This is a genomic window from Clostridium sartagoforme (genome assembly GCF_004794105.1).
GTDB classification, from domain to species: Bacteria; Bacillota; Clostridia; order Clostridiales; family Clostridiaceae; genus Clostridium; species Clostridium sartagoforme_B.
Genome location: NZ_SRYR01000003.1, coordinates 173294 through 187940, shown reverse-complemented (window position 1 = coordinate 187940; position 14647 = coordinate 173294). Strand labels below are relative to the sequence as shown.

11 protein-coding genes are annotated in these 14647 nt (G+C 29.8%); all 11 read right to left on the bottom strand.

The genetic code is table 11. From position 1 onward, the window contains the following. Window positions 1-20: 20 nt before the first annotated feature. The 11 genes from E5347_RS09235 to E5347_RS09185 all read right to left on the bottom strand — a co-directional run bounded on the left by E5347_RS09235 (window position 21) and on the right by E5347_RS09185 (window position 14562). Window positions 21-5645 carry a beta-N-acetylglucosaminidase domain-containing protein gene (locus E5347_RS09235; RefSeq protein ID WP_136006673.1) on the bottom strand — a complete coding sequence of 1875 codons (5625 nt, stop codon included), beginning with the start codon at window positions 5643-5645 and terminating at the stop codon, window positions 21-23. Between the two features lie 817 nt (window positions 5646-6462). After that, on the bottom strand, window positions 6463-6621 hold the full coding sequence (locus E5347_RS09230) for a CAT RNA binding domain-containing protein (protein ID WP_136006671.1): 159 nt from the start codon (window positions 6619-6621) through the stop codon (window positions 6463-6465). 278 nt (window positions 6622-6899) lie between these two features. After that, complete coding sequence (locus E5347_RS09225; protein WP_136006670.1) at window positions 6900-7691, bottom strand: hypothetical protein; 792 nt, start codon at window positions 7689-7691, stop codon at window positions 6900-6902. A 38-nt stretch (window positions 7692-7729) separates the two neighbouring features. After that, window positions 7730-9715: a heparinase II/III family protein gene (locus E5347_RS09220; protein WP_136006669.1), complete on the bottom strand. Its 1986-nt coding sequence runs from the start codon at window positions 9713-9715 to the stop codon at window positions 7730-7732. Window positions 9716-9724: 9 nt separating this feature from the next. After that, window positions 9725-9997 (bottom strand): preprotein translocase subunit YajC, encoded by a 273-nt coding sequence (locus tag E5347_RS09215; protein WP_136006667.1) that lies wholly within the window; start codon window positions 9995-9997, stop codon window positions 9725-9727. Window positions 9998-9999: 2 nt separating this feature from the next. Beyond that, on the bottom strand, window positions 10000-10410 hold the full coding sequence (locus E5347_RS09210; protein WP_136006665.1) for a PTS sugar transporter subunit IIA: 411 nt from the start codon (window positions 10408-10410) through the stop codon (window positions 10000-10002). Between the two features lie 11 nt (window positions 10411-10421). Next, window positions 10422-11237 carry a PTS system mannose/fructose/sorbose family transporter subunit IID gene (locus E5347_RS09205; RefSeq protein ID WP_136006663.1) on the bottom strand — a complete coding sequence of 272 codons (816 nt, stop codon included), beginning with the start codon at window positions 11235-11237 and terminating at the stop codon, window positions 10422-10424. After that, window positions 11227-12033, bottom strand: a complete 807-nt coding sequence (locus E5347_RS09200) for a PTS mannose/fructose/sorbose/N-acetylgalactosamine transporter subunit IIC (RefSeq protein WP_136006661.1) — start codon at window positions 12031-12033, stop codon at window positions 11227-11229. Before E5347_RS09200 ends, E5347_RS09205 begins: the two co-directional genes overlap by 11 nt. Before the next feature lie 18 nt (window positions 12034-12051). Next, window positions 12052-12552 carry a PTS sugar transporter subunit IIB gene (locus E5347_RS09195; protein ID WP_136006659.1) on the bottom strand — a complete coding sequence of 167 codons (501 nt, stop codon included), beginning with the start codon at window positions 12550-12552 and terminating at the stop codon, window positions 12052-12054. 46 nt (window positions 12553-12598) lie between these two features. Beyond that, window positions 12599-13786: a glycoside hydrolase family 88 protein gene (locus E5347_RS09190; RefSeq protein WP_136006656.1), complete on the bottom strand. Its 1188-nt coding sequence runs from the start codon at window positions 13784-13786 to the stop codon at window positions 12599-12601. Between the two features lie 32 nt (window positions 13787-13818). Further along, on the bottom strand, window positions 13819-14562 hold the full coding sequence (locus E5347_RS09185) for a GntR family transcriptional regulator (RefSeq protein WP_136006654.1): 744 nt from the start codon (window positions 14560-14562) through the stop codon (window positions 13819-13821). Between the last annotated feature and the right edge of the window lie 85 nt (window positions 14563-14647).

The following is a 14647-nucleotide window of genomic DNA, read 5'->3' as shown; positions in this document are numbered from 1 at the left end:
AGGGCCCTAAAAAATTCAAATTACTTTCTTCTTCTTAATACTCCTCCAGCACCAAGAATTAATGTTGCAATTCCTACTAATGCAAATGTTGAAGTACCACCTGTCTCAGGTAAGTTACCCTTTCCTGCTTCAGTATTCTTATCACCTTCACTGTCATTATTAGTAGTATCATTATTGTTGCTAGGTTTATTATCTGTGTCATTATTACTTTCATTATTGTTAGTACTATTGTCTCCACTACTACCACCATTGCCAGTGTTATTATCAGTGTCTGTTCCATTTCCAGTACCATTATTATTGTCAGTCTCATTATCTGTATCAGTGTTATTATTGTTGTTATTATCTTTCTTTTCGTCTAAGCCAGCTAAGGCTATTTCTAATTCTTCCGATGCCTTATTAACTTCCACTTGACTAGCTTCTTCATTATCTAAAACATCTTTAACTTCTTTTAACTTTTCCTTAAGTGAAATAACACTCTCTTCAGTATATTTAGATATATCTATAGATTCAGCTTTATTTATTAATTCTTCAAGCTTAGACTTATCAGGTATTAATCTTAGCTCTAAATAAGCTCTAATTAATTTATTATATGCTTCATCTATTTGCTCTTGTGTTGCTTCTTTATTACTTAATATAGACTTAGCTTTATCTAATTCTGCATTAAATTTAGTAACACTTCCTGGTGTATACTTAGATAAATCCTTAGCTTCTAACTCTGAAACTAGCTTTTCAAGCTTAGAATTATCTGCTGCTAATTTTAAATCAGCAAATGCTTTTCCTAAGCTTTCATAAGTCTTAGATACTTCTTCTTCCATTGCATTTTCGTCTTCTATCACTTTATTAGCCTTTTCAAGTTCAACTTGAAGTGCTTCCCAAGTTGCTGTTGTATATTTGCTTTCATCTAAAGCATTTATTACCTCAACTAATTTTATAAGCTCTTCCTTATTACCTTTTTTGTATTCTAGCATATGAATTACATTAACTAATCTCTCTATAGCTGCATCTACTTGAGCTTCTGTTGCTTTTTTATCTACTAAAACATCCTTAGCTTCTTTTAATGCTTCCTCAAATTCTTTAACTACTGCTGGAACAACATCTTCAAGATCTCCATTTGCCTTAACTTCCTCAGCATATTCTACAACTATTGTTAATAATGTCTTATCAGCTTCTGGAGTATCTATATCTTCCTTAACTAAAGAATCTATTGCAATTCTTAAAGCTGATACTGCACTATTTACCATCTCCTTAGTTGCTTCTGGATTTTCTAATGCTTCCTCTGCATTTTCTAATGCTATATTAAGAATATCTAAAGATTCTTCTGTATAATTTTCACCATTATTCTTAATATTATTAGCTTCATCAATAATATTTGATAATTCTTCTATATTAACTAATTCCTCAATTGCAGCTGACAAATTATCTTTTGCAATATTAACTTTTTCTTGATTTGAATTTTCTATATTATTTAATATAGCCTTTGCAGCTTCTAAAGCTTCCGTAAATTTAGCAAAACTTCCTGCTGTATATGCTTCTTCCACATAGTCTTCTGAAGTAGCTACTAAATCCTCTAATTCAGATGTGTTCGGAATATCCTTATCATTCATTGTTACTATTTCATATATAGTAGGAGCTGTACCAGCCCAATCAATTCTTATTTCAAAAATATTATCATATTTAGTATTTATAATCTCTGTTAAGCTTTTACTTAATGTTCCAAGTTCCTTCCAAATAGCTTCACCAGCTTCATTATACCCAGTTCTAGCCATGACTTTTGCATTTGAAATATCATTTCCACTTTGAACAATATTTATCTTATTAATATCAGTATTTTCAGATAAACGATAAGTTAAGCTTCCTGATTTTATTTGTCCATTATTTGTATTTGGCTTATATGATGTAGTTAAATTTCCATCATTAATATTTTCTGGAGCAAATCCAGCTAATTCTATTGGATCTGATACATAGCTTGGATTATTAACTGTTCTTATATACTCTCCATCATTTATTAATATTTCACTTATTTTAACCCATCTGTACATATAATCTGCTGTAAATAATATTCTTAAATATCTTGCTTCTTTAGCAGAATCTAATTCACCTTTTACAAAGGCATGAGAAATTGGAACTATAGTTGTACTATCTCCATGATCATATCCACCTTCAACAGGTTTAGATTCCATATCACTACTGTCATTTGTTAAACCATCACCAATAGTAATTACATCTGTCCACTCTTCTCCATCTGAAGATATTTGGAATTTAGCATCTCTTAAATAATCTCTTTCTGTATCTAGTACAGCATAAGTAAGATTTTTTATATTCATAGTTTGACCTAAATCAAATACTATCCCCTTATCTTTCCTTGGAAAAGCATCAAAGGATGCTGAAGTATTAAAGTTTTTATCAAATATATTTTCTACTTTACCATTAATTTTTACAAAGGATTCTTTTATAGATGGCTGATAAACTTCATTAGATTTAACTTCAAATTTATTTAAATTAGAGCTAACATCTTTATTAGCTATTAATCTAATATATCTAGCATCTTCTAAAGTACTTCCATTTCCTAAATTAACATTAGTCCATTCTACTCCATTCATAGATGTTTGTAATGTTAATCCATCCTTATTTGATACTTCTAAAGCTATTTCACTTAAGTCCTTTATTCTATCTAATTTAATTCCTATATATTCATTAGCTTTTAAAGTTATATTTTCTTTTGGAACTAATTTAGTTAGTTCTTCACTTTCAAAAATTGATGCAAGTTCCAAATCAGTATTTGTATATACATGTTTTGTTGATACATCTTGTCCATATTTTTTAACATTAATTTCTGAGAATATGACCCACTTCTTAATATCTACTTTATTAGTTAATCTTACATATCTAGCTTCTTTTCCTTCAAGGTTTTCTTCAACTATATCTTGCCCAGAAGCTTTACCAGTGTATTCTTTAAACGTTGTCCAATTTGAGTTGTCTGTTGAATACTCTAATTTGTAGCTAGTCCATTTATCTGCTGACCCATTTCTTCCAACTACAAATCTAACATCTCCTACTGGAATTACTTTTCCTAAATCAACTCCAATAAAATCTCCAGCTTTAGTTATATCACCAGTATGTGTTTGATACCAAACATCTGTTGAATCATTGCTATCAAATAAGTTAGACTCAGTTCCTGCATAAATTTGTGGCCAATTAGTTCTTATTATAGTTGGATTTATGCCTGAACCTTCTGTAATATCACCTTTATTTACAGTAATATCTTTTACTCCAAACCAAGTATTTGCTTTATCCTTAGTTGCAATAACACGAATTCCCATTGCATCTAACTCTAATCCCTCAATTGTAATCTTATTTGGCATAGCATATACTTTACCCTCTTCTAAATCTAGCCAACTCTTACCATCAACTGTATATTGAATCTTAGCTTCTTGCATCGTATCATTTTTATTTGCAATAGCACCTAATAAGAATTCTACATCCTTAATTTTAATTATTCTATTATATTTAATACCAATATAAGTACCTTCTGAAATACTATTGGGATTTTTATAAACAATTTCTGTTGAAGGATTGTTATCTAAAATATTATTTAAATTTCCTGCGGGAGTATCTGCTCTATTAGTAATAATTGTTGATACTACCTTAGATGGATCTACTATACCAGAAACTATTGGAGCTAAAAATGATTCCATGTTTTTTATAAATGGAACAATATGTTGAACTCCTACTTCCGCATATTCAATATGATCTACATATTTAAATCCATAAGTTTTTGACTTTTCAAAAGCCGATTGTCCTTCTGAGTAATTAGACCATATTTCACTATTATTTCCTTCTTCATTTGCAATAATAGCTTTTAAGTATGCAATTGCTGCTGTTGTTGTATCTTCCCAAGAGTTTAACCAGTAAATTATTTGATCCCTTGTTTTTTCATTTCCTGGGTTATTTTTATAATACTCTGCTGCATCCTTTAATTTTGTAAATTCTTCAATTAATGCTAATGCATCATCTTTAACACTAGCTCCAGAAGCAACCTTTTCTTTAAATGCTGTTAGCTTTGGTGCAAGTTCTACAGATTCTTGTAATGCTCTAACACGACTATCCATATTTTGATTAATCATATGCTTACTTATTTCACGTAAAGCTTCAGAAGCTTTAGTTTCTTCAGCTGTGTTATGATCCATATATTTAAATGAATCATTCCAGTTTTGATCTGCTTGTTCTTTTGTCTCCCAAATATTCCATGAATAATCTGCAACAGCAAATAATGCTGATTTGTTAGCTTCTGATTGTTGCATTGGATTTAACATTATTCCTTCAATAAGTGTTGGATCTACACCTGGATGTAAGAAAGTATCATTACCACCCATTATTAAGTGTTGTTTAGAGTTATCTGAACATGGCCAGTTTATCCAATAATATGGTGCTCTACCAGTGTTATTCTTAAAGGTTTCTGAGAAGTTTTGAGTTACTTCCCCCCATATTCTTCCTCCAGTCATAACAAGTTGAACATTATCTGGAGATTGTTTTAAATGAGTAAATTCATTACTTGATCCATTTCCCATATAGTCATAAGGAATATATGGTAGTGTAGTTTTCATATCAGGATATTGAAGTTTTACTTCATTTTCTAACCAATTTGTCATATCATTTATTAATCTAAGTCCTAATTCTCCACCTGGATTAGCAAAATCATCTGCAAGTATAGCAACTTGTCTAACACCTTGATCGATAACTTGCATAAGCTTAGTCTTTAAATCAGCTAAATCCTTTTGATATCCAGCTTCATTTTTATTAATTCCAAAAGCATCATTTCCTGGGAATGGATGAATTCCATAAACGAATCTAGTTTTAGAAGCATTGCCTGCATCAGCTAGTTCTTTAATCCACTTTAACTCATCTTCAGTATAAAGTGAACGCCATTGAACCCTATGCTTTGGATCATCTTTTGGTGCGTAGAAATAAGCATTTAATTTATAATACCCACCGTAAGTCATAAGATCGCTTCTATCTTCAATAGACCATGGATTTCCATAGTAACCTTCTATAAATCCACGAGTAACCACATTTGCGTAATCCTCAATTTTAAAGTTTCTTATTCTCATATCCTCTATTTGATTTACTACATGATATAAAGTAGTTAGACCATAAAATGCTGAATCTGTATCTCTACCAAGTACCGTGATAACATTATTATCAGCCCCTAAGAAATATGAATCAATTTTTTCATAAAGGTCTTCTGTTTCTATTTTGTACTTATTTGAATAAGTATCAACAGCTTCTCCTGAATCCTTAATTCCAACTAGAATATTAGTTTTTCCATCAACTATTTCATCAGATGTAGAAACTTCATAACTAATATTATGCGCCTTTAAAATCTCACTTTCTAATCTGCTTTTTGTATAGCTATCTATACCCGATTCATAAATAACGTTTACACCATTTTCAAAAGAAAAATCCCCTTCTTGATAACTTATTTTTTGTGGTGCAGGGTAAATTTCATACTCAGTACTTTTAGCTTCCAAAATAGGAATTTCTTCTGTTCTAGTTTCAGCTGAAACCTTTATGCTACCTGCCATATTAGAAAATAATATAGCACTTGCTAGCATTAATGATAAATATCTCTTAGATTTTTTTATCATATCCTCTCTTCTCCCCCTATAATATTAAAATTTTTAATTTCCCCTTGCAATAACCATATAAATATTCGCATTATTAAAGAATTCATGATACTCTCTCATTAAAATCTTAAATTAATAATTGCAATTAGCTTTGTATTATTCATTCTTAATTTTAGATTGTGAAACAAGATTGTTATGCATTTATTTACATTCAGAATAAAAAAAAGCTGAAAGGGTATAAGATACCATCTCAGCTAATGCTCAAATTTAATTGATTACACGCTTAAGGATAATAATGTATTAATTTCCATTTAATTATAATATATTTTGGTAATATTTTCAATTACTTTCTTGAAAATATTGATATTAATTAAATTTTTTATTAAATACTTTATTTTAGCATCATTAAAAGACCTTAAAGTTATTTTCCCAAATAAAAACTCAGGTGACCAGTAGTCTGATCACCTGAGCTTTATTTTTTTATATACTATTTAATTTCTAGCCAGAATCCTTTATTCGCTTCTATCATATCATCTAATATTTCTTTAGCAACTAACGTTGATGGAACTGTTTTGTTCATTGCAAATGATTGTAATACTTTATTGTAAGAACCTTAAATAGCCCCTTCTACTATTAATTTTTCTGAAGGTACTTGTTGTTCCATTAATCCTTTATGGAATGTTGGAATTGTATCACTCTTAATAACTTCTGCTCCTTCTTATCCATTAATGCTGGTAATTCTACCATAACATCATCTATATTTGGAATACTTTCGTAATGTGTTGTTAGCCTTGATAATCTAGCCTGTCCTCAGTTAAATCTATGTTATAAACTTCTTTTAATATCCAATAAAATATCTCTTTTCTATCTTATTCTCATCTATCAAATCACTAATCTTCTTTTGGAAAGCAATACCTGACCCCTGTACAATTACTTCCCTATTGTCCTCTGTAATAGTCGCTACTATATTGTTATTAAACAATTTGATGATTTTCATTAGTGCATCCCCTCCCCATTTATTTATACAAAAAAAGACCTAACATTAAACGAAAAATTAGTTTAATGTTAGGTCTTGCCTGCGTTATCAGTAACAATCCATATGTTATGGTTTTATTATACAAGCCTTATTTTCTTTTGTTAAGTTTTACATGAATAATTTTGTTAACTTTGTGAATTTTTTTTGTAAGTATATGATATGCTCTTTCATTATAACTTTAACTAGGTATTTTCCACTTATTTTTTATTGATTTACTTACACTCCACACTTTAGCATATCTAGGATAATATCCATCCCCATGCTTCAATTTGTGTTAAGGCTGGGAATTCTGATTCATCATCATTTTTTATTAAGTTTGATAACTTTATCCATTCAACCTTACACTCTTCAATATCAAAATATTGGCACTCTGGACTATTAGTTGTTTCTAATATCATTTCTTCTCCAGTTGATAATGATACTTTAACACTTGTCCAATAACTATCATGTGGATAATCAGCTCTTAAAAATAAACCTATTTTATTTATTAAAACTTCTTTTCCAAATTCAATAGTTATTTCTGCATCCTTTTGTTTATTTATTCCCCAAGATTGATACGGCCATCTTCCATGTCCATCTGTTACACAAATACCATCTATTGCATTACTTGCAAAGAATACTGATTCATTTCTAGTTTCAACATTTGCTAATGCATGAGGATAAATACCAATTGCATTCTTTTGATCTGAAGGATTCAATGCTACGTTTCTATATTGCATTAATTCTTCTTTACTAGGTATCTCAACTGAAAAATAATGCCTATCTCCTTCAAATGCTCCAATTGGGTAAGCTACTTTAGCTTCTTCAGTAAAAGGAAATTCATAATTCATTTCAGTACCTTTAAAATAAACTAATGATTTGTCAATGCACTTATTTATCTTAACCCATAAATATTCACCTGGATTAGAGTTTATAATTTTTACTGATGATCCTTCATCTAAAGTTCCCTTATATCCTAAATATACACGTTCTTCACTAAATGCTTCTTTAATTATCTCTCCACTTCCAGAAATCAATTGAATCTTTAACATTTTACTATTCCCCCTTTCACTAATAATCAAACCTACTTTTATAAAAGCTTAATTCTCTTATTATCTTTATCAAAAATAGTTAGTTTCCCGTAAATTCCTTGTCCCTTTTCAATATAATAAATCTTATCGCCCTTAAAGGTATCAAAGGCACAATAAAATATTGAAAACTCTTCATCATTACTTAAGCTTTTTACTTCAAATCCAATCATCTTATCTTTTTCAGCTTGCTCAGATTTACCATTTTGATGAACATATAAAGGCTTAATAGTAATAGTATCCTTCTCATAAAAGGCTTCCACCTTAACACCTCTATCTATAAAAGATGAAGTTGATACTAATTTATCATTATTGCATAGCATATTATATTTGGTTGAAAAAATACTCTTTGACTTAACAAAATTTTCTCCGTCTAAAGATTCTAATACAAAGCTTATATTATCTGATTCAATAATTGACTTTTCTCCTGATTCAATACATCTTGCTGTAGGTTGAAGATTATATATTGAACGCCAATTATGTTCACCAGGATAATCAATTGCTGTAAATACAATTACAACATTCATTTTATTCTCTATAAAAACAGTTCTTCTTATTGTGTACAAATTCTTTTCTAAGATTTCTCCATTTTCATTTTCTTTAATATTAGCCTTTCCAGACCATGCACCTTCTAATGCTATATAATTTTCTTTTTGGTTATAAACACTTCCTATTGGATCTTGCACTTCAGCATATGAAGAATCACCACTAATCTTAAAGTCTTCCTTATTATCAACATCAACAGTATTATGCATCCATTGTTTCTTTAAACCTGTTCTTAATGGAGAATTATTTAGATAAGTAAATCTTCCTGGATCATTTACAATATCTTGTTTATTTAAATTAATTGTTAAACTCCCAAGAGTAGCATGTCCATGAGCACTTCCATGTCTTCCATTAAATAATGTTATTAAATGATTCTCATCTTTATATGCTAAAAATCCACTATCTATTTGTTTAAAACAGCCTTTAACTAAAATATTTTCCAAGTTGCTATACTTATCTTTATACACGCTTCCAACAAACAATATTCCCTTTTCATTTTTTGAAGGGGCCTCAGTTGCTAAACCAAGACATCTATATATACTATATACATATGAAAAATCAACATTATCACTATCATTTAAAGAAAGAAGTTTTTCATTGTGATTTATATAAAATTGTGATGCAGCAACTAAAGGCTTTAATTTTTCTCTAATATTCATTGGTACATTATGATTTGTATATTCAGCATGCATCATAACATATGCAGTACTCAAAACAACTTCATGGTGATACATAGGGCTTTGCTCCCATTGTATTCCATCTTGATAGAATTGAATATCAAGCTGATTTTCTAACAAGTCCCATGCCCATTTTCTATGCTCATCATCTACCAGCTCAGGGAATAAAATAGATACTGAAAGCACACCAGTAATCAGTAAAACTCCCCAATTACTTAGTAATTCTTTTGGCTTATAATCTTCATATAAAAAATCTAGATGTGTTTTTAATGATTCTTCGAATTCCTTTTTTTCTTCTTCAGTTAATTCTAAATCACTTCCTAAATACACTAAACTTCTCATCCAATTAGATAATCTTATACCTGTATCTAAATTACGCCAAGAATCTTTATTATATTCAGAAGGAATTCCATTATACTTAATAAAGTTAAAAAGATATTCCTTCCACTTTTCTATATACTTTTTGTCTCCGGTAAGTCTATATGCAACTGCTAAGTCAACCATGAACCCATTACGATTTAGCATAAATACCCATTCCGGATCTAAGTTAGCACTTCTATTCCAGTCTATTCCATCAAAGGTATAGGGAATGGAAGTTGCTTCCATATCCATAGGATCATTATAAATAATTACATTTTTACAAAGTAGATCACCTTGAAACTTTGCTCTCTTTATTTCTTTTTCGCAACTCTCTTTAACTAATCGTTTCCAATTGCCTGATAAAAAGTCATTACTATATGTATTGACTAGATCAAAAGTTATCATAATTTTTCATCAACTTCTTCCTATAATACTAGTTGGTAAAACTTCCATTATAATTCCTCTACTTATTTCAATAGAATAACTTTTTTCATTTTTTTCTTTTAAAACTCCCAAGATACCTGAATTTAATACTACATTATCACCAATTTTTAGTTCATTAAGAAAATTAGAATGTTTTTCGTTATTCTTCTGTATTTCCTTATATTTGAGTAAAGGTGAAATAATAAAATAGTATACAAACATTGTAACAATTAAAACTATAAAAATTATATTTTGAGTACTCATAGTTACATCATCCCAGAATATAATAAAGTTGTTGTTTCTTTACATTCCTCAATAGAATTAAGTAGAGTATCCTGCACTTGATCATCTGATACTTCACCAATACAGAACTTCATAGCTAAATCTACAACTAAGGCAAGGTTGATTCCTGAAATAATATATTGATTCATCTTTCCAGATTCTAAAATTAAACGAGCTGCTATTTGATGCGGTGCACCACCTGTTAAGTCTGCAAGCACTATAACCTTATCATTACTATCTAATAACTCTTTTAATTTATTTTCAAATCCTTCATGTGTTTCTTTTTCATCTAAATCAAAACTACAAATATTTTCATTTTTACCTACTAATAAAGATACTGCTGATAAAACTCCACTTGGAAAATTACCATGTCCTACAACTACTAATTTATACATTTAAAGTCCCCCTAAACTAGAATACCAAAATATGAAAGTCCGATACCTAATGCAAATAATAAAGCTAATAATTTATATGTTGACCATTTATATTTCTTTACTAATGTAAATACTACTATAGTAATAATAGCAGGTAACATATTTGGTAGTATTTTATCTAATATTGTTTGAATAGAAACTACTTGTTCTTCTCCTGAAGCAAGAGTAGTAGCATATTGTATACCTATCTTTGCCTTTACAAAAGTAACTGCTAATGCAGATATTACTGTAACACCTACTATGTTTGCTGCATTAGAAATTTGACCAATTTTTTCACTTAACGTAGAAATTACACTAGTTCCTAATTTATATCCTAAGTGTCCCATTAGTAGCTTAATAGTTAACAGTGAAATAATCATAGTTAACCAAAAACCCATTGGAGCAAAAGATAAGCCATCCATTGCTAGTCCAGCAAAAATTGTTGAGAATAATGGAGCTAAACCAAATTGAGCAATTGAGTCTCCTATTCCTGCTAATGGCCCCATTAATGCCATCTTTATACTACGAGCATCTTCTACATCTTCACCATGATCATACATCGCTAAATGCATGCTTGTTATAAATGGTAACATATGAGGATTTGTGTTATAAAATTCGATATTTTCCATTGCGAACTCTTTTAATTTTTCCGGCTCATTTTTGAAAATTTTCTTTAATGCTGGGAATATTACAAATAAGTAACCTGTTCCTTGATATGAGTTATAGTTAAATCCATTTTGTAAATAATAAGATCTTAAAGTAACATTTAAATAATCCTTAGCTGTTAATACTGGTTTTCTAGATTCCATTTGAAAAGTCCTCCTCTTCTACAACTACATTTGAAACATTAGCTGCTGCAACTTGTGTGTTTTTTGTATTTAAGTTATACATAATTATTGCAAATACTGCTCCTACTAATGCAGTAGCCATAGTTGGTAATCCTAAGTATGAAACACATATATATCCTAATAAAACGTAAGGAATATATTCCTTCTTTAACATAACAGACATAATCATAGCGAATCCTATTGCTGGGATAAGTCCACCTGCTACTGAAAATCCTGTAATCAACCATTGTGGTAATATATCAACAAATGCTTGTAAAGCTGGTAAACTTACAGCTGAAGTAAAACCTACAATAAATCCAACAACTAAGAAACCTATAAATGTAGCATTAGCAACTAACTTATATTTTTCAAATTTTCCTTCTGCTATTAATTTCTTAGAAGTTTCTGTTGTTCCAGAGAAAGCAGTATATAAAGCTGTAGTAATCAATTGGAATAATACAGCAAATGGGAATGATAACGATAATGCTGATTCAGGAGTAACTCCTTGATTCTTTAAAGTAATAGCCATTATTGTACCAACAATTCCAGGTCCTAATTGATTTGGAGGAACTGTACCACCAGCGCCAACACCAAATCCCATAAATGCTAATTCAGCTAATGCACCAAATGCTAGTGCTGTAGGAATATCCCCTAATACAAGTCCTACTAAAAATGACATAACAATTGAACGATTTGTATAAATACCTAGTAATTGTCCTGCATAACAAAACGCAGTAATTAATCCTATTAAAATTGCTTGAGTTAATGATATATCCATTTTTTATCCCTCCTTTTTTTACTTTAATGCCTTATTTAATGCTTCTATTGTCTGAACACCATCATTTGATACAGGTGATGTTTTAGTATTGAATGGAATATTATATTTATCTCTTAATTTACGTAAAGCTTCTTTGTCTTCTTCACCTAAATAAATGAATTGGGAAACTTTTTCTTTTCCTGCAGCTGCATGTATATTGCCTACATTTAATTGTTCAATAGGGAATCCACCTTCTACTAATCTCAATGCATCCTTGCAACTTTTTACAACAACGAATATGTTTTGATGTGGCGCAGCTTTCCAAATTACTTCATTAGTTCTATCAATTGTCCAGAAACGCACCCCAACCTCTTTTGGAATAACCGTTTTCATTAAAGTTTGTTGAATATTATCTGTTGAAACCTTATCATTTGCAACAATAACTAAATTCACTCCTAAACTTTTTACCCATAATTGTCCTTGTCCATGTATTAATCTTTCATCAACACGTACCATTTTAATATTCGGTTTATTTTCCATATTAATTCCTCCAATTGTAAAATTATTTATCTATTAATTTTAATTTTTACCAATACATTTCCCAATCCTTGTAAAATCTAATTAAAGCCTCCATATAGAAGTAATCACCCCAAATATTCCCTTCATCTACTCCTTTACCTGAATGCCAAGAATAGACTCCATGATTTATAAGTGCTGTTGCTCCATCAGTTAAATCATCAGTATAATTATTTATTAAGCTACCTAATATTGAATGTTGTACATATCTATAAACATTCTTCATCTCGTTAGTTTCTGGTAAGAATTTATCCATTAAATTAAAACCACAAACTGCTATAGCTGCTGAAGAAGAATCTCTTGATTGTCCAGAACCATCATTGAAAATTAAATCCCAATAACATACAAAGTCCTCTGGTAATCTATTTATAAAATAATTTGATACTGCTTCAAAAATATTTACATTTTCCTCATTCATATCATGGAAGTAATTTAATGCTATTCCATATATTAACCACGCTTGACCTCTTGCCCAGCTAGAGTCATCTGAATATCCTTGTCTAGTCTTACCACCAACAGGATTTCCCGTAACTGGATCAAAGTAAAATGTATGATATGCAGATGCATTATCTCTTACCGCAGTTGCGATAGTTGTTTTAAAGTGCTTCTTAGCTATTTCTTCATATTTTTCTTCTCCGGTTACCTCTGTTGCCCAGTACAATAAAGGAATATTCAAAAGACAATCTACAATTAATCTGTAATTATCAGCAGCTCCTAGCTCTCCCCAAGCTTGAATAAATTCCCCTTTTTCTTGATAACGTTTAATTAAACTATCTGCAGCCATTATTGCTGCATCATAAGCGGTTTTGTTACCTGTTAATTTGTATGAACTTACACAAGAAGGTATGTAAAGGAACCCTAGATCATGATGTCCAACTTCAATATTGTTTTTAATTCTGTTATAAAATGATTCAACATTTTTTTCTGCTAAGTCTCTATATTTATTATCTTTTGTATATTCATATGCCAACCATAAAATCCCAGTCCAGAACCCATTGGTCCACTCAGTATTATCCATAATACCGTAAGCATTATCTTTAGTCGCTGGGGTTGGAAAGTTTTCTCCAAATATTTCAATATTTTTATCTATTTTTCTTATACAATTATTTAATGCTATTTCAATAGTTTCTTTCGTCAAGAAACCACGATTAAAGTAACGTTCACTACGAAGTAATGGTTCTTTTTTAATGTTACGCATATTTTCTAAAACTCCTTAATGTCAATTTTTAATTAGACATTATCTTCAGTTTGAATCTCTATAGAGTAAAATTTATAATGTAAATAGCTTCTTGAAAATTCAAATGGTATTTGTGCAGGATAGTAAGTAATTCTTTCTGACTTATAAACTGGTGTGTTTTCATCAATAGCAATAGCTTCACGCACATCTTTTTCTAAAACTGGAAATTCAACTTCTATTTTTTGCTTCATTGGCAAAGTCATCAAGTTTATTCCTAATGTTTTATTTAATTCATCAGAAAGCCTATCTTTTTCATTTAGATTACTATAATCAAATTTTTTCAAATATTTTTTAGGAATATAACTGTTTTGAAATTGCCAAGGTTTATCATTGATATAACTTACACGACAAAAATGAACTAAAACTTCATTAGACCTAACTTTCAATTTCTCTGCAATTTCCTTATCTTCTATCTCTTTTACAAATAACATTTTTTTACTTTCTACTATTCTATTCTCAGAATACTGCTGCTTAAACTCTTCAATTATAGGGCTACCTTCATCAAAGAAAGCTCGTCTATGCTTGAAAGCTTTTCTTACATATGTTCCTTCTCCTTGTTTTCTAATAAGGTAGCCACTTAAAACTAAATCTTGAAGAGCTCTAACAACGGTAGTACTACTAACGTTGTAAAGTTTTTTAAGCTCTCCTTCAGAATAAATTTTATCTCCAGGCTTGAATTTTTTCTCTTCAATCATCTGAATAATGTCTTGCTTTATTATTTCATATTTTGCAATCATAACTCTTATCTCCTTAATAACATAACATGTTAATATAATATATTACATATTATATGTTATATTATATTGGCATTCAAGCTTATCT